23 protein-coding genes are annotated in these 17304 nt (G+C 67.3%); 13 read left to right on the forward strand and 10 right to left on the reverse strand.

Features of this window, described 5'->3' with window-relative positions; translation table 11 throughout:
- Positions 1 to 9 precede the first annotated feature (9 nt).
- A complete protein-coding gene (gene ftsY, locus KQ910_RS07680) occupies positions 10 to 1137 on the forward strand; it encodes a signal recognition particle-docking protein FtsY (RefSeq protein WP_216957969.1) in 1128 nt (375 codons plus the stop codon).
- A complete protein-coding gene (locus KQ910_RS07685) occupies positions 1134 to 1727 on the forward strand; it encodes a septation protein A (protein ID WP_216957971.1) in 594 nt (197 codons plus the stop codon). Before ftsY ends, KQ910_RS07685 begins: the two co-directional genes overlap by 4 nt.
- Before the next feature lie 137 nt (positions 1728 to 1864).
- Here KQ910_RS07685 and KQ910_RS07690 read toward each other — a convergent pair whose 3' ends face one another.
- From KQ910_RS07690 to KQ910_RS07705, 4 genes are read right to left on the reverse strand one after another with little or no spacing between them, the layout of a single operon-like run.
- Positions 1865 to 2464 (reverse strand): NUDIX hydrolase, encoded by a 600-nt coding sequence (locus KQ910_RS07690; RefSeq protein WP_216957973.1) that lies wholly within the window; start codon positions 2462 to 2464, stop codon positions 1865 to 1867.
- 11 nt (positions 2465 to 2475) lie between these two features.
- Positions 2476 to 3681: a phosphoglycerate kinase gene (locus tag KQ910_RS07695; RefSeq protein WP_216957975.1), complete on the reverse strand. Its 1206-nt coding sequence runs from the start codon at positions 3679 to 3681 to the stop codon at positions 2476 to 2478.
- Positions 3682 to 3726: 45 nt separating this feature from the next.
- A complete protein-coding gene (locus KQ910_RS07700; protein WP_216957978.1) occupies positions 3727 to 3954 on the reverse strand; it encodes a sulfurtransferase TusA family protein in 228 nt (75 codons plus the stop codon).
- The gene (locus tag KQ910_RS07705) at positions 3951 to 4763 is read right to left on the reverse strand and encodes a M48 family metallopeptidase (protein ID WP_216957980.1); all 813 of its coding nucleotides are present in this window, start codon (positions 4761 to 4763) and stop codon (positions 3951 to 3953) included. Before KQ910_RS07705 ends, KQ910_RS07700 begins: the two co-directional genes overlap by 4 nt.
- 91 nt (positions 4764 to 4854) lie before the next feature.
- Between KQ910_RS07705 and KQ910_RS07710 the strand changes: the two genes are divergently transcribed.
- The 3 genes from KQ910_RS07710 (at position 4855) to KQ910_RS07720 (ending at position 5976) form a co-directional block, all read left to right on the forward strand.
- The gene (locus KQ910_RS07710; protein WP_216957981.1) at positions 4855 to 5316 is read left to right on the forward strand and encodes a tetratricopeptide repeat protein; all 462 of its coding nucleotides are present in this window, start codon (positions 4855 to 4857) and stop codon (positions 5314 to 5316) included.
- A gap of 63 nt (positions 5317 to 5379) precedes the next feature.
- The gene (locus KQ910_RS07715) at positions 5380 to 5568 is read left to right on the forward strand and encodes a hypothetical protein (RefSeq protein WP_216957983.1); all 189 of its coding nucleotides are present in this window, start codon (positions 5380 to 5382) and stop codon (positions 5566 to 5568) included.
- A 177-nt stretch (positions 5569 to 5745) separates the two neighbouring features.
- The gene (locus KQ910_RS07720) at positions 5746 to 5976 is read left to right on the forward strand and encodes a class I SAM-dependent methyltransferase (RefSeq protein ID WP_216957985.1); all 231 of its coding nucleotides are present in this window, start codon (positions 5746 to 5748) and stop codon (positions 5974 to 5976) included.
- A gap of 531 nt (positions 5977 to 6507) precedes the next feature.
- Here KQ910_RS07720 and hemC read toward each other — a convergent pair.
- Positions 6508 to 7431: a hydroxymethylbilane synthase gene (hemC, locus tag KQ910_RS07725; protein WP_216957987.1), complete on the reverse strand. Its 924-nt coding sequence runs from the start codon at positions 7429 to 7431 to the stop codon at positions 6508 to 6510.
- A 301-nt stretch (positions 7432 to 7732) separates the two neighbouring features.
- Here hemC and tsaD point away from each other — a divergent pair, with 301 nt between their 5' ends.
- Genes tsaD through KQ910_RS07750 form a run of 5 tightly spaced genes read left to right on the forward strand, consistent with a single transcriptional unit; the run spans position 7733 to position 11707 of the window.
- Entirely contained in the window at positions 7733 to 8770 is a 1038-nt protein-coding gene (tsaD, locus tag KQ910_RS07730) for a tRNA (adenosine(37)-N6)-threonylcarbamoyltransferase complex transferase subunit TsaD (RefSeq protein ID WP_216957989.1), read from the forward strand.
- A 9-nt stretch (positions 8771 to 8779) separates the two neighbouring features.
- Entirely contained in the window at positions 8780 to 9415 is a 636-nt protein-coding gene (locus KQ910_RS07735) for a TIGR02466 family protein (RefSeq protein WP_216957991.1), read from the forward strand.
- Positions 9412 to 10401, forward strand: a complete 990-nt coding sequence (locus KQ910_RS07740; RefSeq protein ID WP_216957993.1) for an NAD(P)H-dependent glycerol-3-phosphate dehydrogenase — start codon at positions 9412 to 9414, stop codon at positions 10399 to 10401. Before KQ910_RS07735 ends, KQ910_RS07740 begins: the two co-directional genes overlap by 4 nt.
- A 15-nt stretch (positions 10402 to 10416) precedes the next feature.
- A complete protein-coding gene (locus tag KQ910_RS07745; protein ID WP_216957995.1) occupies positions 10417 to 10821 on the forward strand; it encodes an EVE domain-containing protein in 405 nt (134 codons plus the stop codon).
- A 25-nt stretch (positions 10822 to 10846) separates the two neighbouring features.
- Entirely contained in the window at positions 10847 to 11707 is an 861-nt protein-coding gene (locus KQ910_RS07750) for a DMT family transporter (RefSeq protein ID WP_216957998.1), read from the forward strand.
- Positions 11708 to 11720: 13 nt separating this feature from the next.
- Here the strand turns inward: KQ910_RS07750 and KQ910_RS07755 are convergent, their stop codons facing one another.
- The 3 genes from KQ910_RS07755 to KQ910_RS07765 all read right to left on the reverse strand — a co-directional run bounded on the left by KQ910_RS07755 (position 11721) and on the right by KQ910_RS07765 (position 14401).
- Positions 11721 to 12464, reverse strand: coding sequence for a creatininase family protein (locus tag KQ910_RS07755; RefSeq protein ID WP_216957999.1), 744 nt, complete (start codon positions 12462 to 12464; stop codon positions 11721 to 11723).
- A gap of 74 nt (positions 12465 to 12538) precedes the next feature.
- A complete protein-coding gene (locus KQ910_RS07760; RefSeq protein ID WP_216958001.1) occupies positions 12539 to 13159 on the reverse strand; it encodes a hypothetical protein in 621 nt (206 codons plus the stop codon).
- 75 nt (positions 13160 to 13234) lie between these two features.
- Positions 13235 to 14401: a diaminopropionate ammonia-lyase gene (locus KQ910_RS07765; RefSeq protein WP_216958003.1), complete on the reverse strand. Its 1167-nt coding sequence runs from the start codon at positions 14399 to 14401 to the stop codon at positions 13235 to 13237.
- A gap of 43 nt (positions 14402 to 14444) precedes the next feature.
- Between KQ910_RS07765 and KQ910_RS07770 the strand changes: the two genes are divergently transcribed.
- Both KQ910_RS07770 and KQ910_RS07775 read left to right on the forward strand, forming a co-directional pair.
- Positions 14445 to 14711: a DUF6489 family protein gene (locus KQ910_RS07770; RefSeq protein ID WP_068193552.1), complete on the forward strand. Its 267-nt coding sequence runs from the start codon at positions 14445 to 14447 to the stop codon at positions 14709 to 14711.
- A gap of 10 nt (positions 14712 to 14721) precedes the next feature.
- Positions 14722 to 15072: a (2Fe-2S) ferredoxin domain-containing protein gene (locus KQ910_RS07775; RefSeq protein WP_216958005.1), complete on the forward strand. Its 351-nt coding sequence runs from the start codon at positions 14722 to 14724 to the stop codon at positions 15070 to 15072.
- 43 nt (positions 15073 to 15115) lie between these two features.
- On the opposite strand, the gene KQ910_RS07780 is transcribed toward KQ910_RS07775, so the two are convergent.
- Complete coding sequence (locus KQ910_RS07780; RefSeq protein WP_216958007.1) at positions 15116 to 15421, reverse strand: hypothetical protein; 306 nt, start codon at positions 15419 to 15421, stop codon at positions 15116 to 15118.
- An 8-nt stretch (positions 15422 to 15429) separates the two neighbouring features.
- Positions 15430 to 16320 (reverse strand): SAM-dependent methyltransferase, encoded by an 891-nt coding sequence (locus KQ910_RS07785; RefSeq protein ID WP_216958009.1) that lies wholly within the window; start codon positions 16318 to 16320, stop codon positions 15430 to 15432.
- A 191-nt stretch (positions 16321 to 16511) separates the two neighbouring features.
- On the opposite strand from KQ910_RS07785, the gene KQ910_RS07790 reads away from it, so the two are divergent.
- Positions 16512 to 17282 (forward strand): aspartyl/asparaginyl beta-hydroxylase domain-containing protein, encoded by a 771-nt coding sequence (locus tag KQ910_RS07790; protein ID WP_216958011.1) that lies wholly within the window; start codon positions 16512 to 16514, stop codon positions 17280 to 17282.
- Positions 17283 to 17304: the final 22 nt, after the last annotated feature.

Consider the following 17304-nt stretch of genomic DNA (forward strand, 5'->3'; position numbering starts at 1 on the left):
GGTGCCGCGGTGAGCGAGACGGAACCCGAGAAGAAGGGCTGGTTCGCGCGGTTTCGCCGGGGCACCCCGGCCGTCGAGACGCCCAGGCCGGCCGAGCCCGAAGTCGAGAAGCCTGAACCGGTAGAGCCGGCCGTCGCGGCCGAGTCCGAACCTGAGCCGGCTCCCGTCGAAGCGGTGGCCGAGAAGGAACCCGAGGTCGAGAAGCCCGAAGTCGAGAAAAAGGGCTGGCTGTCGCGTCTGCGCGAGGGCCTGTCGAAGTCGACCAAGAAGGTCGCCGAAAGCATCACCGGTCTCTTCACAAAGAAGAAGCTCGACCAGCAGACGCTCGACGATCTCGAGGATGCACTGATCCAGGCCGATCTCGGCGTCACCGTGGCCAGCCGGCTCGTGGCCAAGCTCGGCAAGGAGCGCTTCGGCAAGGAAGTCACCGACGAGGAAGTGCGCGCGGCCTTCGCCGACGACATCGCGGAGATCCTTCAGCCGGTCGCCGTGCCGCTGTCCATCGATCCTGCGCGCAAGCCGCATGTCGTGCTGGTGATCGGCGTGAACGGCAGCGGCAAGACCACGACCATCGCCAAGCTGGCCGGGCTCTACAAGGGCGAGGGCCGTTCGGTGATCCTGGCGGCAGGCGATACGTTCCGCGCCGCCGCCGTCGAACAGCTCAAGGTGTGGGGCGATCGCGCCGGCGTGCCGGTCGTATCCAAGCCCACCGGCGCCGATGCCGCAGGCCTCGCCTACGAGGCGCTGGAGCGGGCGCGCGCCGAGAAGACCGACGTGCTGCTGATCGACACCGCCGGCCGCCTGCACAACAAGACCAACCTGATGGAAGAGCTCGCCAAGATCGTGCGCGTGATCCGCAAGCTCGATCCCGAGGCGCCGCATTCCTGCCTGCTGGTGCTCGATGCCACCACCGGCCAGAACGCCCACGCCCAGGTGGAGACGTTCAAGGCCATGTCGCCGGTCGATGCGCTGGTGCTGACCAAGCTCGACGGCAGCGCCAAGGGCGGTGTGCTGGTGGCGCTCGCCGAGAAGTTCAAGCTGCCGGTCGTGGCCATCGGTGTCGGCGAAGGCATCGACGATCTCAGGCCGTTCGAAGCCCGTGCCTTCGCGCGCGGATTGATGGGATTGCCGGCATGAGCGAGAAGAGCGACGACAACGGCGCGCGCAAACTCTACGCCACGGCGCTGGAACTTGCGCCGCTCATCCTGTTCTTCGTCGCCAACGGCCGCTGGGGCATCTACTGGGGCACCGGCATCTTCATCGTCGCCACCGCGGTCGCGCTGCCCTGCTATCGCTGGCTGGAGAAGCGCTGGCCGGTCATGCCGCTGGTCGGCGGCTTCTTCGTGCTGGTGTTCGGCGGCCTCACCATCTGGCTGCAGGACGACACCTTCATCAAGCTGAAGCCGACCATCGTGAACTGCCTGTTCGCCGTGATCCTGGGCGGCGGGCTCGTGCTGTTCAAGAAGCCGCTGCTGAAGCCGCTGTTCGGCGCGGCCTTCAAGCTGACCGACGAGGGCTGGTATCAGCTCACGATGCGCTGGACGATGTTCTTCTTCGTGCTCGCAATCGTGAACGAAGTGATGTGGCGGAACTTCCCGACCGACACCTGGATCGCCAGCAAGATGTTCCTGAGCTTCCCGCTCACGCTGGTCTTCGCCTTCCTGCAGATTCCGCTGCTGAAGAAGTATTGGGACGGCGACGACAATCCCTTCGCGCGGGGCAGCTGAGGCCGAGCAGAGCTCGGCCAGGAAGCGGCAGGACATTGCTTGCAATGTCCGGGAGCGCCGAAGAACGATCGATCACCTCATGACCCCTCCGTCGCGTATGACGCGACACCTCCTCATTTGAATGGGGAGGAAAGAGGTCAGACGCCCGCGGGCTTCCTGGGCGGCCACATGCGGGCGAGGTCGCCGGTCGGGTTGGAGTAGGTCGAGAAGTCGGCCTTGTCGCGCGATTCGTGGAAATGCGCGAGCGCCCAGACGACGGTCGGAAAGGCGAGCTGGTCCCACGGGATATCGGCCCAGTCGACCAGCGCCACTTCCTCGCTCTCGATGCCGCAGGCGATGTCCGGCGTGACCAGCTTCGCGCGGTACATGATCTGCACCTGGCCGATGCGCGCCACGCTGTACATGGCCAGCAGCCGGTCGATCTCGATGGTGGCGCAGGCCTCTTCCAGGGCCTCACGCTGGGCGGCCTGCTCGGTCGTCTCGCCCAGTTCCATGTAGCCGGCGGGCAGGGTCCAGAAGCCCTTGCGCGGTTCGATGGCGCGCCTGGCCAATAGAATTTTGTCTTCCCAAGTACAGACCGCGCCCGCGACCACCTTGGGATTCTGGTAGTGGATGAACTCGCAGCGCCCGCAGATCAGCCGCTCGCGATTGTCGCCCTCGGGTACCCGCTTCTCGAAATGCTCGGGCGGATCCCACGGCAGGCGGGGACGATCGGGTGGTGTCGGCGGGGCACTCATGTTTCTCGCTCCTACGCAGCCCGGATCAGCGCCGCGACGCCGGGCAGGGTCTTGCCTTCCATCCATTCGAGGAAGGCGCCGCCCGCGGTCGAGACGTAGGAGAACTTCTCCTCGACGCCGGCCGCGGCCAGCGCCGCCACCGTGTCGCCGCCGCCGGCCACCGACAGGAGCTTGCCGGCCGTGGTGAGCCGGGCCACTTCCTGCGCCAGCGCGACCGTGCCGGTATCGAACGGCTTGATCTCGAAAGCGCCGAGCGGGCCGTTCCACACCACGGTCGCGCAGTCGGCCAGCTCCTTCTGGTAGAGGGCGATCGACTTGGGCCCGACATCCAGGATCATCTGGTCGTCGGGGCAGGCATGGGCATCGACGACGAGGTGAGGGGCATTGGCCTTGAACTCGCCCGCGACCATGACATCGATGGGCAGAAGCACCGTGCACCTGGCGGCTTTGGCCTTCTCCACGATCTCGAGCGCGGTGGACGCCAGATCCTTCTCGCAAAGCGACTTGCCGACAGGGAACCCCTGCGCGTGGAGGAACGTGTTGGCCATGCCGCCGCCGATGATCAGCCTGTCGACCTTGCCCACCAGATGGCCGAGCAGCTCGAGCTTGGTCGAGACCTTGGCGCCGCCGACGATGGCGCACACCGGGCGCTTCGGATTGCCAAGCGCCTTGTCGAGCGCTTCGAGCTCTTCCTGCATCAGGCGACCGGCGACCGCCGGCAGGCGATTGGCGAGTCCCTCGGTCGAGGCATGGGCGCGATGGGCGGTCGAGAAGGCGTCGTTCACGTAGACGTCGCCCAGCAGCGAGAGCTTGTCGATGAAGCCCGCTTCGTTTTTTTCCTCCCCCTTGTGGAACCGCAGGTTCTCAAGGAGGAGCACGTCACCGGCCTTCATGTTGCGCACCGAATCCTCGGCGATGGGGCCGATGCAATCCTCCGCGAAGCCCACCGGCTTGCCGAGCGCCTTCTCCAGCGGCTCGATCAGCGGGCGCAGCGTCATCTCGGGTACGCGCTTGCCGTCGGGGCGGCCGAAATGGCTGAGCACGATCACCTTCGCGCCCTTGGCCGCCAGCTCCTTGATCGTGGGCGCGGCGCGCTCGATGCGCGTGGCATCGGTCACCTTGCCGTTCTTCATCGGCACGTTCAGGTCGACGCGCACCAGCACGCGCTTGCCGGACATGTCCATGGAATCGATCGTCTTGAAGGTCGTCTGCGGCATGAACTCTCTCTTGTCTGTCGAACGGCCGTCTGGCGTTTCCGCCGTCTAGCGCTTCCGAATAACGAATACCAGCACCTCGCCCTCGCGCGTCGCCGAGACCAGCTCGTGGCCGGTCTGCCGGCAGAAGGCCGGGAAATCGGCCTCGGCGGCGGGATCGGTCGCGCGCACCGTGAGCAGGCCGCCCGCGTCCAGCTCGCGCAGCTTGCGGTTGGCGCGCAGCACCGGCAAGGGGCAGAGCAGGCCGGTCGCGTCGTATTCCAGCGTGTCGGTCATTTGGGCCTGTAATATTGCATGGCCTCGGGCAGCCAGCGTCTGATGTCGGCAATGCGTGTCGTGTCCGCGGGATGGGTGCCAAGCCACTCCGCCTGCCGCTTGCCGGAACCGGCGGCGCGCATGCGTTCCCACAGGCCCACGGCCTCGCGCGGATCGTAGCCCGCCAGCGCCATCAGAACGAGGCCGATCCGGTCGGCTTCCGATTCCTGTGCGCGCGACATCGGCAGGATGTAGCCCACGGTGGCGCCTGCGCCGACCGCGGCCATCATGGCAGGCAAATAGGTGCGGCTGCGGCCGCTGACTGTTGCCGAGAGCGCAACCGCCGCGGCCGTCGTGCCGACCGACGCCACCATCTGGTCGCTCATGCGCTCCGCCCCATGGCGCGCCAGGGCATGGGCGACCTCGTGGGCGATCACGACGGCCATCCCGGCCTCGGTCCGGGTGATCGGCAGCAGGCCAGTGTAGACCACGATCTTGCCGCCGGGCAGGCAGAAGGCGTTCGGCTCGTTCTTGTCGACGGTCTTGAATTCCCAGCGAAAGTTCGGCGCACGCCACAGTTCCTGCGGCGGCCGCTCAGCGGCAGCGGCGATGCGGCGGCCGACCTTCTCGACCAGCGCATTGACCTGCGCGTCGCGCGACAGCGTTTCCTTGTTCAGAACCTCGCGATAGGCCTGCAGGCCCATCTGCCGCTCTTCGCTTTCGCTCACCAGCATCATCTGCGAACGGCCGGATACCGGTGCCGTCTCGCAGGCAGCGAGCAGGGACGTGAGGCCGCACAATGTCAGCAGCAAGCGTGAGGCAAAAGCCATGTGGCGAAGTCTAGGGAACGCACCGGGTGCGGTCGAGCGTGCGCCGCGCGAGGGCGTGCTATAGGGGAGTGTCCACCGAACGAAGACCAAGTTGACCCGCCATCGTTATTCCACGATCGGCGACGAACTGTTCGCCGCCGGACGTTTCGACGAAGCCATGTCGGCCTATCGCCAGGCGCTTGCGGCGTTGCCGCGCGATGCGCAGGCGCGCATGGGCCTCGATGCGATTCTCGAACGCTCCCGCACCGCGCAACCCAACGCACAGCTCAGGACCTTGTTGCTGGAGGCCTATGCCGATGACGGTGCCAATTGGGATGCGGTGGGCTGGGGCGCGGCCAACCAGCTCGTGGTGGGCTGGCCTTCCGACAACGACCTGCAGCGTCTCGCCGACGATCCCCTGCTGCACGCGTTCCTGCGCAAGTCGGTGAACGGCGACGCCGATCTCGAACGCAAGCTGCTGGCGTTGCGCAAGGCCGTCGCCGCCGCCGAGCCGAGCCCACAGGTCAGCGAGCTGATCGCGTCCCTTGCCGAGCAGGCATGGCTCAACGAGTAGATCTGGCCCGACGATCCGGCGATCGTCGACGATCCGGCGATCGTCGACGAGCCGGCGGCGACGATGTTCCGGCCGCCCTCCGGTCCGCGCGCCGAGGTCGTCGAGGAACAGGGCCTGAAGGCCACGATTCCCGAGATCGCGCCGATCGCCGATGCCGGCTCGCTGTCGGTGCAGGCGATGTACGAGACCAATCCCTATCCGCGCTGGACGCATCTCGCGCGCCGGCCGCCGGCCGCCGGTCGACGTGCGTGAGGCGTTGATGCGCGATTTCCCGCATGCGACCGAAGTCGAGTTCGGCGAAGGTCCGCTCGAGGTCCTGATGCCGGGTGCCGGCACGGGACAGCATCCGCTGACCGTCGCCTCGTCATATGCGAATGCGCGCGTGACCGGCGTCGATCTCGCCAGCGCGAGCCTCGCCTACGGCAGCGCATGGCGGCACGCTACGGCATCGACAACATCGACTTCCTGCGCGGCGACATTCTCGACCTGCCGAAACTTGGTCGCAGCTTCGACCATGCCGAGTGCGTCGGCGTGCTGTATCACATGGCCGATCCGAGGGCGGGTCTGCAGGCGGTCTCCACGGTGCTGCGGCCCGGCACCTTTCTGCGGCTCGGCCTCTACGGCGAGAGTGCGCGCGCTGGTGGTGAAGGCGCGAAGTGACATCGAGATGGCGCGCCTGCCTTCGACTCTCGACGGTCTGCGCGAGTTCCGCCGCAAGGTGATGAGCGGCGAATGGCGGCGGCTGCGGCCGCTCACCGCCTGGGAGGATTTCTGGAGCGCGAGCCTGCTGCGCGACCTCTGCTTCCACGTGCAGGAGCATCGCTTCACCGTCTCGCGCCTGCGTACCTTCCTCGAAGGCAGCGGGCTGCGTTTCCTCGGCTTCGAATTCAACGTCGGCGCGTCGCAGAGCGCGGCGGCCCATGCCGGCCCGCTCGAACTCTATCGCGCGCGCTTTCCCACCGAACGGACGATGTCCGACCTCGCCCGCTGGGAACAGCTCGAACGCGAGAAGTCGAACCTGTTCCCGGGCTATGCCTTCATCTGCCAGAAAGAATTAAGCCACTTCCCCCTTCAAATGGGGAAGTGCCCCGTCATAAGGGGCGATGGGGTCATGCGCCTCAGCGCCATCGCTTTGACCCCTCCGTCGGCGATTACGCCGACACCTCCCCATCTGAATGGGGAGGCGGGTCTTCAGTCGGCGAAGAAGCCCGGCCCGCCGCGGCGCTTCAATTCCTCGCCGGCATCGCGGCCCATTGCGGCCGCATCGGTAGCGCTGCCACGGCGTTCGGTCTCGATCACCTGCGACCCATCGGGCCGGGCGATCAGGGCGCGCAGGTGCAGCGCGCCGTCCGTCAGGATCGCGTGACCCGCGATCGGCGTGCGGCAGGAGCCGTCGAGCACGACCAGCATCGCCTGCTCGGCGCGCACGCAGACGGCGGTGGCTTCATGGTCGATAGCGGCGAGCCAGCCGCGGGTGCGCGCATCGTCGGTGCGGGCCTCGATGCACACCGCGCCCTGTCCGACCGCGGGCAGCATCTCGGCTTCGGGAATGGGCGTGCCCACGGGCCTGCCCAGACGCTTCAACCCGGCGAGCGCCAGGATCGTCGCGTGAACGGTGCCGGCGGCGCGTTTGGCGAGGCGTGTTTCGACATTGCCGCGGAAAGTGACGATCTGCAGGTCGGGCCGCCGATGCAGCAGCAACGCCTTGCGGCGCAGCGCCGAGGTCCCGACGATGGCGCCGCGCGGGAGCGCGTCGATGCGTTCCAGGTCGCCGGCGATCAGCACGTCGCGTGCATCCTCGCGCGGCAGGAAAGCGGAGACGGCGAGGCCCGGCGGCTGCGCGGTCGGCATGTCCTTCATGCTGTGCACGGCCGCATCGATGCGGCCGGCCAGCATCGCTTCCTCGATCTCCTTGACGAACAGGCCCTTTCCTCCCGCCTCCGAAAGCGGCCGATCCTGGATCACGTCGCCGGTGGTCCTGATCGGCACGATCTCGATCGCACCGGGAGCGGAGAGGGCCGGAACGGAGCGGGCCAGGGCGTCGCGCACCAGGCCGGTCTGGGTGAGCGCGAGAGGACTGCCGCGCGTGCCGAGCCGAAGAAGGGGGGGCATCATGGCCGCTGCTCTAGCTTAGGTTGCCTGCGCGCGCCACCGGCGACGAAGCCGTTGCCGCAAATTCAAGACCGCGTGAATTGGCGCGTAGCGATGCCATCCCGGCCAGCGTTCCGGTCATTTCGCCGTGACGTGGCGCGCCAACATGTGGGTCAACATCAATCTCTTTCCGTCATGGTTGCTGCATCTGGTCCGTCCCTATGGCGGCACGGCCGAGCGCATCTCCATCGCCTCAATCTCAGCTTCCAGAACGACGGCAAGACGCCATCTGGCGCTGCGGCCTTCCGCCCTCTAGAAATCACGCATGCGCGTGATGGGCATCGAAACGAGCTGCGACGAGACGGCTGTCGCCGTGATCGAGGCGCCGGCGGGAACGCAGGCGGTCGGCAGAATCCTTTCCAATACCGTCTACAGCCAGCTCGCCGAGCATCGCCGCTTCGGCGGCGTCGTGCCCGAGATCGCCGCGCGTGCGCACCTCGAACGGATCGACGGGCTGGTCGCGCAGGCGCTCGACGAGGCAGGGCTCGGGCTGGCGGATCTCGACGGCATTGCCGCGACGGGCGGGCCTGGCCTGATCGGCGGCGTGATGGTGGGGGTCATGACCGCCAAGGCGCTGGCCTTCGCACATGAAAAGCCCTTCATTGCGGTCAATCACCTCGAAGGCCATGCCTTGTCGGTGCGGCTGACCGAGCCGGTCGCGTTTCCCTATCTGCTGCTGCTGGTGTCGGGCGGGCATTGCCAGCTGCTGACAGTGCGCGGCCCTGGCGACTTCACGCGGCTCGGCACGACCATCGACGATGCGGCCGGCGAGTGTTTCGACAAGACCGCCAAGCTGCTGGGCCTCGGCTTTCCCGGCGGGCCTGCCGTCGAGAGGGCGGCGGTCGGTGGCGATCCGCGCCGCTTTGCTCTGCCGCGGCCGATGTGGCGCAAGCCGGGTTGCGATTTCTCCTTCTCCGGCCTCAAGACCGCCGTGCGACTGGCGGTCGAGAAACTGCCGGCCGACGATCCGCAGGCCATCGCCGATCTCTGCGCCTCCTTCCAGCGCACGGTGGGCGATGTCTTCGCTGACCGTTGCGCCAACGCGCTGGCCCTCGCGCCCTCGTCGACGCTGGTGGTGGCGGGCGGCGTCGCGGCCAATGTCTATCTGCGCGGCCGACTGGAGGAGATCGCGGCGTCGCACGGCGCGACCCTGGTCGCGCCGCCTGTCAGGCTCTGCACCGACAATGGCGCCATGATCGCCTGGGCGGGCGCCGAGCGGCTGCGCCTCGGCCAGGTCGACACGCTCGATTTCCGGCCGCGACCGCGCTGGCCGCTCGATCCTGCCGCCGCCAATCGGATGTAGAGTGCCGCCATGAGCCAGGCCCCGCCCGTCTTCGAAACCGTCGCCGCCTTCGCGACGCCGATCCTGATCGCCGATCTTCCCGACGGTCCGCAGCTCAATGCCGCGCTGATCCCGGTCCTGGCCAAGCGCGAAGCCGAGCAGCCGAACGAGCCGCACAGCACGCTCGGCGGCTGGCAGTCGACCTGGGACCTCGACAAATGGGCGGGCGTTCCGGCGATCAAGCTGCTGGCGATCGCGCGCAACATCGCCAACCGCAGCACCAGCGATCGTGAAGGCAATGCCGTCACCATCGCGTGGAAGGCCAACATCTGGGCCAACATCAACCGCGGCGGTCACGGCAACGAATTCCATTCCCATCCCGGCAGCTACTGGTCGGGCGTCTATTATGTCGACGATGGCGGCATCCCGGCCGATCCGTCGTTGGGCGGCGAACTCGAGTTCATGGATCCGCGCGGACCGGCGCCGGCGATGTATGCACCCTATCTCGCCTTCAGCCTGCCGGGCGGCCTGTCGGTCGGCACCAACCAGACGATCTCGCCGCGGGCCGGGCGGCTGGTGATGTTCCCGTCGTGGGTGCTGCATCAGGTGCGACCCTATCGCGGCACCGCCCAGCGCATCTCCATCGCCTTCAATCTCAGCCTGTGACCGACATCGCCCATATCGGCGTCGTCGGCGGCGGCGCCTGGGGAACGGCGCTGGCCTGTCTCGCACGCCGGGCCGGTCGCAAGGTGACCCTCTGGTCGCGCGATCGCAGTGTATCGGCCGCGATCGCGCACGACCGTCGCAACGAAATCTACCTGCCGGGACAATCGCTCGATGCCGGCATCGAGGCCGCGGCCACCCTCGGCGAGCTGGCCGCCTGCGACGTGATCCTGCTCGTCTGCCCCGCGCAGGCCGTGCGGGCCCTGGCGCGCGACCTGCCGGGAGCCGCGCCCGTCGTGATCTGCGCCAAGGGCATCGAGGCCGCGACCGGTCTGCTGATGCCCGAGGTGCTGGCGGAAGTGCTGCCGGGCCGGGCCGTCGCGATGCTGTCGGGGCCGAGCTTCGCGGAGGAGGCGGTGCAGGGACTTCCCACCGCGGTCAGCATCGCCACGGGCGACGCCGCACGGGGGCGCGATCTCGCGGCCGCGCTCGCGGCGGGCATGTTCCGTCCCTACTGGACGGACGATGTCGTCGGCGTGTCGCTGGGCGGCGCGGTCAAGAACGTGCTGGCCATTGCGGCCGGCATCGTCGAAGGCCGCGGCCTCGGTCACAACGCCGCCGCCGCGCTCATCACCCGCGGCTTCGCCGAGATGGCGCGGCTCGGCCTGGCCATGGGCGCCAATCTCGAGACGCTGACGGGCTTGAGCGGGCTGGGCGATCTCGTCCTCACCTGCCACGGGCCGTTGTCGCGCAACCGCGCGCTGGGCGCGGCGCTCGGCCGGGGCACGACGCTGGCGCACTACATGGAAGGGCGGCGGCAGGTGGTCGAGGGCGAGGCGACGGCGCCGGCCGTTCTCGAACGCGCGGCAAAGCTCGGCATCGAAATGCCGATTTGCACCGCCGTCGATGCTATCCTGCACCGCGGCGCGGACCTCGACGAGGCGATCCGCGCCTTGTTGGCACGGCCGCTGCGCCGTGAAGGCGAATGAAGCTGGGGGAATGACATGGCTTATTGGCTCATCAAGTCCGAGCCGTCGGCATATTCGTGGACGCAGTTCGTCGCCGACAAGAAGACCTCGTGGACCGGCGTGCGCAATGCGCAGGCCGCGATGAACCTCAAGGCGATGAAGCCCGGCGACCGCTGTTTCTTCTACCATTCCAACGAGGGCAAGGAGATCGTCGGCCTCGCCGAGGTGGTGAAGTCGGCCTATCCCGATCCCACCGACGAGGCCGGCAAGGCCGTCACCGTCGACGTGAAGGCGCTGGGGCCGGTCAACACGCCGGTGACGCTGGCGGCGATCAAGGCCGAGCCGAAGCTCAAGGATTTCGGCCTGGTGCGCCAGTCGCGCCTGTCGGTGGTGCCGGTTTCCGCCGAACAGTGGAAGCTCATCGAGAAGATGGCCAAGTAATCCGGCTTCGCCAGGCATCACGACAATGGTCGACAATACCCGCGGCATCGTGGCGATGCTGGCGTCGGTCGTCGTCTTCATCTTCAACGATGCGCTGATCAAGCTTGCGGCCGAGAACATGCCGTCGGTGCAGGCGATCGGCATGCGCGGCCTCTTCGCCACGCTCTGGTGCGCGCTGGCGATGCTGGCGACCGGTGACTGGCGCAGGATCTCCTATGCGGTGCATCCCCAGGTGATGCTGCGCAGTGGACTGGAAGCCGCCGCGGCCATCATCTACCTGATCGCGCTGTTCCAGATCCCCTTCGCGATCGCCACGGCCGTCAACCTCTCGATGCCGCTCATCCTCACGGTGCTGGCCGTCCTGGTCCTCAAGGAGGACGTGCGCTGGCGACGCTGGACGGCGGTCGGCGTGGGTTTCGTGGGTGTCCTGCTGGTGATCCAGCCGCGGCCCGGCGACATCAACGGCTGGACCTGGGTGGCGCTCACCGGCACCGGCCTCAGCGCCTGCCGCGACGTCGTCGCCCGCCACCTGCCGCCCGCGGTGCCGACGCTGGTCGTGTCCTTCTCGACGGCGATCACGGTCGCGATCGCCGGCTGCATCTGGGCGTTGTTCGAGGGGTGGCAGCCGATCGATGCGCAGACCTGGGGCTACCTCGCCGCGTCCTCGCTGCTGCTCGCCATGGGATACCAGTTCCTCGTGATCGCGCTGCGTTCGGGCGGCGAGATCTCGGTGATGGCACCGTTTCGCTATTCGTCGATCCTGTGGGCGCTGGGCATCGGCTACGTGGTGTGGGGCGAGGCCCCCAACACCCTTGCTCTCTGTGGCATCGCCGTGATCGTCGGTTCAGGCCTCTACATCCTGCACCGCGAGCGGGTCAGGACCTGAGCCGCCGCGTCGCTTATTTGGCCACCCAGGCCTCGTAGTCACGCGCCACGTCCTCGACCGCCTGGTCGTAGAATCGCTTGCCGTGCTCGGGTGTCGCTTGGCTTGGGTCGGAGCCGATGCGGCCGTCCGGGAAGGCGCGGCGATAGTCCTCGGAGTCGGCGAAGGAGCCGTTCGGTGCGATGCGCGGCTCGAGCACGCGGCGGTCCATCGTCTCGGGGTATTTGTACCACGTCAGCGCCACTTCCGAGGCCGTGGCATGGCTGCCTTCACCGGTCGGATAGAGTTCGGAGCTGAGCCGCTTGATGCCCGGGCTGTCCCACCAGTTGCGAAGGGCGCACTTGATCGAGGGCTGGTTGCTCATGCGCTCCATCGAACGCTCGGCATAGATTTCTGAGAAGGCCGCGGTCACCGTGGCGATGTTGCCGCCGTGGCCGTTCACGAAGAAGAAGCGCGTGAAGCCATGCTTGGCCAGCGACAGCACGTTGTCGCGCACGACGGCGATCAGGGTCGTGGGCTTGAGCGTGATCGAGCCCGCGAAATCGAGATGATGCTGGGCCATGCCGACGGAGATCGTCGGCGCCACCAGCGCACCCACCTTCTCGCCGACGCCGCGGCCCACCATCTCGGCGGTGAGGGCGTCGGTGCCGATCAGGCCGGTCGGGCCGTGCTGCTCGGTCGAGCCGATCGGAATGATGATCCCGGTCCTGGTCTTGAGATAGTCCTCGACGAATTGCCAAGTCTTGAGCTGAAGCTGCACGAACCGAAACTCCTGTGATTTGTCCGCAGGATGCGTCGCTTCGTGCAGCGAGACAAGAATATCGATGGGCGTCGTCAGCCCGGCACGACCCTGGCGGCCAGCCGGCGCTTGTCGAGGTCGGCCAGCGCCTTTTCGCGGGCGTCGGAGATCTGCTTGGCCTCGATCGTGCAAAGCTCCCGGTTGGTCGAGCTGCAGCGGGTATTGATGAGGTCGATCTCCGCCTTGGCGCCGGACTCGATGCGCTGTCGGATGCCGGCATAGTGCGCGTCGCGCGCTTCGTCGCTCGGGAAGCTCGCGGGCGTCAGGATGACCATCACGCGTTCCGGGTACTTGTTGTTGGCGCCGGAAGCCGCGTCGATGGCGACACCGACCAGGCCGCCCAGCAGGATGTTGCCCACCGTGGCACCGGTGAAGCTGGCGACCAGAACCTCGTTCGACTGTTCGTAGCCGTCGAGGGTGCAGGCCAGGATGACGGTTTCCTTGGAGCGCGACAGGCCCACCTTGCCCGGTGTCGGCTTGATGAACCCGACGGTGGCGCCCTGGCGATTGACCGCGCAGGTGGCGCCCTTCGGCTCGGTATCGACGTAGACTTCCTGGGTGGTGCCGCCGACCACCGTGGCGCAGGCCGCGGTGGTCGCAAGCAACGCAACACTCATCATCAGGCGGCCGACGGCCGCCATTCTACCAACGCTCATTCTCTGGTTTCTCCCCCTGCCGGAAAGCCCGACGGAGGAGTGCTACCATGGGGCGTGGGAGAGATGAAAGAACAACTAGGAGGATGGCAGCGGCTCGCCCAGATCGCCTTCGCTGTTGATCAGCAGCACGCGCGAGTCCGGGCCAAGGCCGAGTGCCTTGAAGGCTTCGGCGTCGGTGCAGACGCGCATCAGGCCGGCGAGGCCCGCGCAACCCGAGGGGCCGGAGATGATGGCCGGGTCCTCGCCCAGCGGCTGGGCGTAGAGGCGGCGGGCCGGGAGCACTTCGTCTTCCCGGATGGTCATGAACCAGTCGGCCGCCGTGCCGATGATCGGCCATGTCACGGGCGAGATCTCGCGGCAGGCGAGGCCGCCCATCACCGTGTCGGCATTGCCGCTGGCCAGCGTCGGCTTGCCCGCGAGGTTGCTCTGGAACCAGCAATCGGCGCTTTCGGGCTCGACGACGATCGAGACCGGGCGCTGCTCGCAGACCGCCCAGAGATAGCCGATCACCGCGGCCGCCAGTCCACCGACGCCGGCCTGCACGAAGACATGGGTGGGCGCCGCGCCCCATTGCTGGACGGCGGCCTCGTGGACCAGCACGCAGTAGCCGCGCATGACGCTGCGCGGCACCGAATCGTAGCCTTCCCAGGACGTGTCCGAGATGATCGTCCAGCCCCTGGCGGCGGCCTGGTTGCGGCACTCGGCGACGGCGGTGTCGTAGTCCCCGTCGACTCGGATCACCTCGGCGCCCCTAGCTCGGATCGCGGCTTCCTTTTCCGCGCTGGTGAACTTTGGCAGGAAGATCACGCAGCGATTGCCGAACAACTTTGCCCCGGCCGCCACCGAGCGGCCGTGATTGCCGGAACTGGCGGCGGTGAAGACGAACTTGCCCGTGATTTCCTTGTGCTCGCCTTTCATCACGCTCTCGAAGGAGGGCGAGGAATGATAGGCGTCGCCGACCGCGCCGGTCAGCACGTTGGCCACGGCGATCACGCCGCCCAGGGCCTTGAAGGCGCCGAAGCCGAAGCGCTGGCTCTCGTCCTTGACCCGGATCTCGCCCACGCCCAGCCGCGCCGCCAGGGCCGGCAGCTCGTAGAGCGGCGTGGGCTTGTGGGCCGGGCAGGCCTTCAGCTCCTCGCAGAGTTCGGGAATGCCGTTGGGATTGATCACGAACTGCTGTTCGCGACCGAATTCGAGGGGGCGCAGGGCCCGCGGATTCTTGGCCAGCCAGGGGGTCGTCATGACCCGGTCATAGCATGCTAAGCTCGGTAAAACGGAGTGGCCCATGAAGGTGAATGTCGAAGTGACCTGTACGCCCGAGGAGGCTCGCGCCTTCATGGGGCTGCCGGACATCAAGCCCATGCAGGACCGAATCATGGGCGAGATCGAGGAACGCCTGCGCAGCAGCCTGGGCGCCATGAACCCCGAGACGATCTTCAAGACCTGGCTGCCGGCCTCCATGCAGGGCATGGACCAGATGCAGCAGATGCAGCAGGTCTTCTGGTCCCAGCTCGCCAACATCGCCACCGGCGGATCGACCAAGAAGGAGTAGGCGGATCATCATGAGCCAGCGTGACAAGCCAGCCGATCCCAAGCCCTACTACGAGGCCCACGTCTTCTGCTGCACCAACCGGCGTCCGGCCGGCCATCCCCGCGGCTGCTGTGCCGAACGGGGCGGCGAGGCGCTTCGCGATCACATGAAGAGCAAGGCCAAGGCGCTCGGCCTCAAGAACGTGCGCATCAACAATGCCGGCTGCCTCGACCGCTGCGAGCTGGGGCCGACCCTCGTCATATATCCCGAGGGGATCTGGTACCGCGTGCCCACCAAGGAAGACGTTGACGAGGTGCTCGACACGCACCTGCTGAAGGGCGGCCGGGTCGAGCGGCTGATGCTGAAGCCGGAAGACAAATAGCCGGCGGAGCGGGGCGGACAGAGCCGCCTTTGCTGCGACTGGCCTACCGTTCCCGGCGGTCCAACAGTTCCGTCGCAAGCGCCGTCCATTCCGCCTCGAGCGATTGCTGCGACACGGGCCGGCCGGCCCGGCGATACCAGTAGCCGGCGTTGGACAGATCGCCCTCCTCGCGATGGAGGTGGGCATGGACGCTGTCGCAATCGGCCTCGCCCTCGTGTGCCTGGACGCATTCATGAGCCCGCGCCCAGTCGCCGCGCCGCACCCACCACAGAGCCTGCAGCGCGGGGCTCGAGCCGGCCGGCGGCTGGTCGGCGGTGACGCTGGCGGCGAAGGTGTCGAGCGCGCTCATGGCTCCTCCTAGCGGCGTTTCAGGCGGAAGCGCAGCAGATGGATGCGATGGGAGAAGAAGCCCCAGGCCGAGAACTTGAGATAGCGCTCGTAGCGCCGCGTCTGGTCCTTGCCGACCATCTCGATCGCCTCGGCCCGCCGGGCCTTGAGGTTGGCGGCCCAGATCTCGCAAGTCCGGCCGTAATCGTTGCGGTCGTTGCGGAAGCGCTCGACCTCGAACAGGCCGTTGGCGGCGGCCAGGATTTCCGGCAGGCGCGGCAGTTCTGAGTCGGGGAAGATATCTTCCACCAGCGGGCCCATCGGCACTTTGTCGTCGGGATCGCCATAGGCGATGGTCTGCAGGGTCATGCGCGCATCGGGCGCCAGCATGTCGCGGCAGCGCGTGAAGAAGTGGCGGTAGATCGCCGTCTTCGTCGTCGAATCGTCCTTCGGCTTGGTGAAATGCTCGAAGGCACCGACCGAAATGATCGAGCCGTAGGGCTCTGCCGGCTGGTGGCCGGCCCAGCTCTCGACGCGGATCTCGACGGGCGGCGCGCCAGCATCGCGGATCGCTGCACGCGCGAGCTCGGCCTGGGCGTCGCTCAGCGTCAGGCCGACGCCGCGCGCCAGCGGCGGCGCGCCGGGGGCGCGGTTCGCGACGGCGGCGCGCAGCATGCCGCCCCAGCCGCAGCCGATGTCGAGCAGGCTTGCCGAGCGGTCGGCGCCGGCGTTGCGCAGATGCCAGTCGATCTTGCGCCGCTGCGCATCGGCAAGGGGCGCGTTATCGCTCTCGTCGCGCCACATCGCCGACGAGTAGGTCATCGTCTCATCCAGCCACAGCCGGTAGAAGTCGTTGCCGACGTCGTAGTGTGCGCGGATCGCCTCGGGCGACGCGCCGGTGGCCGTTATCTGTTCACTCATCGATTGGTTCCGATCATCATTTCGCCACCATAGTCCATTTGCGTGTCGGTGCCGAAAGCGGGATTGACCTGCCTTTTGGTCGCCTTGCATCAAGATGACGTTTGTCTCAGAAATGCCACCGCGCGGGCGTGGATCGGGCGCTATAAGCGCGCCTCGTGCAAAAGGGTTCAGGCAGGCAGGATTGCTCCCGAATGACGACGATGGACGAGCCGCAGGGCGTTGGACAGAAGGGCCGCTTCTATCTCACCAAGAACATCTGGGTTCCCCAGGAGCCGCTGGAGAAGCTGAACCTCAGGCTCTCCGACTGGATTCTGCGGAACATGCCGAAGCTGCCGCTGGCCGGTGAGGAGGCGCTGAAAGCATTCCCGGTCCTGTCCGAGCTTTCGAAGAGTCACGACAAGATCAAGGCCGACCTGAATTACCTGCTCAGCCACCATGAGGAAATCCCGGCCCTGCACGAGGTCCATCCGCGCGATCTCTACGTGCCGGGCCGTGCCTGGCGCACGTTCCTGCTGAAAATCTACGGTCACGAGATCACGGCGAATACCGCCGCGGTTCCGGACACGATGGCCGCCATCAACCGTCTGCCCGGCGTGCATACGGCACTGTTCAGCATCCTGGCCGGCCGCGCCGAGATCGAGCCGCACCGGGGCTCCGCCGCCGGCGTCATCCGCTTCCATTATCCGCTGATCGTGCCGGGCGAGCCGGAGAAGTGCTGGATCGAGATCGGCGGCCACCATTTCTTCTGGGAGGAGGGCGTGCCGCTGGTATTCGACGACACCCGCGAGCACTGGGTCAAGAACCAGACCGACGAGACGCGCGTCGTGCTGATCATCGACTTCAACGCCGACATGCCGTTCCCGGTGAACCTCTACACCACGCTGCGCTACGAACTCGGCCGGCGCAGTGCGGAGGTGAAGGCGGTGTACGACCGTGCCGCTATCGGCGTGCCGCCGCGCTAGGCCGAGCGTAGCTCGGCCTCCT

Origin of the sequence: Reyranella humidisoli, assembly GCF_019039055.1 — a bacterium.
GTDB classification, from domain to species: domain Bacteria; phylum Pseudomonadota; class Alphaproteobacteria; order Reyranellales; family Reyranellaceae; genus Reyranella; species Reyranella humidisoli.

Excerpts from the sequence above, each read along its gene's own strand:
- KQ910_RS07685 (WP_216957971.1), top strand. The coding sequence starts at position 1,134 with ATGAGCGAGAAGAGCGACGACAACGGCGCGCGCAAACTCTACGCCACG.
- KQ910_RS07690 (WP_216957973.1), bottom strand. The coding sequence starts at position 2,464 with ATGAGTGCCCCGCCGACACCACCCGATCGTCCCCGCCTGCCGTGGGAT.
- KQ910_RS07695 (WP_216957975.1), bottom strand. The coding sequence starts at position 3,681 with ATGCCGCAGACGACCTTCAAGACGATCGATTCCATGGACATGTCCGGC.
- KQ910_RS07700 (WP_216957978.1), bottom strand. The coding sequence starts at position 3,954 with ATGACCGACACGCTGGAATACGACGCGACCGGCCTGCTCTGCCCCTTG.
- KQ910_RS07705 (WP_216957980.1), bottom strand. The coding sequence starts at position 4,763 with ATGGCTTTTGCCTCACGCTTGCTGCTGACATTGTGCGGCCTCACGTCC.
- KQ910_RS07715 (WP_216957983.1), top strand. The coding sequence starts at position 5,380 with ATGTTCCGGCCGCCCTCCGGTCCGCGCGCCGAGGTCGTCGAGGAACAG.
- KQ910_RS07720 (WP_216957985.1), top strand. The coding sequence starts at position 5,746 with ATGGCGGCACGCTACGGCATCGACAACATCGACTTCCTGCGCGGCGAC.
- hemC (WP_216957987.1), bottom strand. The coding sequence starts at position 7,431 with ATGATGCCCCCCCTTCTTCGGCTCGGCACGCGCGGCAGTCCTCTCGCG.
- tsaD (WP_216957989.1), top strand. The coding sequence starts at position 7,733 with ATGCGCGTGATGGGCATCGAAACGAGCTGCGACGAGACGGCTGTCGCC.
- KQ910_RS07735 (WP_216957991.1), top strand. The coding sequence starts at position 8,780 with ATGAGCCAGGCCCCGCCCGTCTTCGAAACCGTCGCCGCCTTCGCGACG.
- KQ910_RS07745 (WP_216957995.1), top strand. The coding sequence starts at position 10,417 with ATGGCTTATTGGCTCATCAAGTCCGAGCCGTCGGCATATTCGTGGACG.
- KQ910_RS07750 (WP_216957998.1), top strand. The coding sequence starts at position 10,847 with ATGGTCGACAATACCCGCGGCATCGTGGCGATGCTGGCGTCGGTCGTC.
- KQ910_RS07760 (WP_216958001.1), bottom strand. The coding sequence starts at position 13,159 with ATGAGCGTTGGTAGAATGGCGGCCGTCGGCCGCCTGATGATGAGTGTT.
- KQ910_RS07765 (WP_216958003.1), bottom strand. The coding sequence starts at position 14,401 with ATGACGACCCCCTGGCTGGCCAAGAATCCGCGGGCCCTGCGCCCCCTC.
- KQ910_RS07770 (WP_068193552.1), top strand. The coding sequence starts at position 14,445 with ATGAAGGTGAATGTCGAAGTGACCTGTACGCCCGAGGAGGCTCGCGCC.
- KQ910_RS07775 (WP_216958005.1), top strand. The coding sequence starts at position 14,722 with ATGAGCCAGCGTGACAAGCCAGCCGATCCCAAGCCCTACTACGAGGCC.
- KQ910_RS07780 (WP_216958007.1), bottom strand. The coding sequence starts at position 15,421 with ATGAGCGCGCTCGACACCTTCGCCGCCAGCGTCACCGCCGACCAGCCG.
- KQ910_RS07785 (WP_216958009.1), bottom strand. The coding sequence starts at position 16,320 with ATGAGTGAACAGATAACGGCCACCGGCGCGTCGCCCGAGGCGATCCGC.
- KQ910_RS07790 (WP_216958011.1), top strand. The coding sequence starts at position 16,512 with ATGACGACGATGGACGAGCCGCAGGGCGTTGGACAGAAGGGCCGCTTC.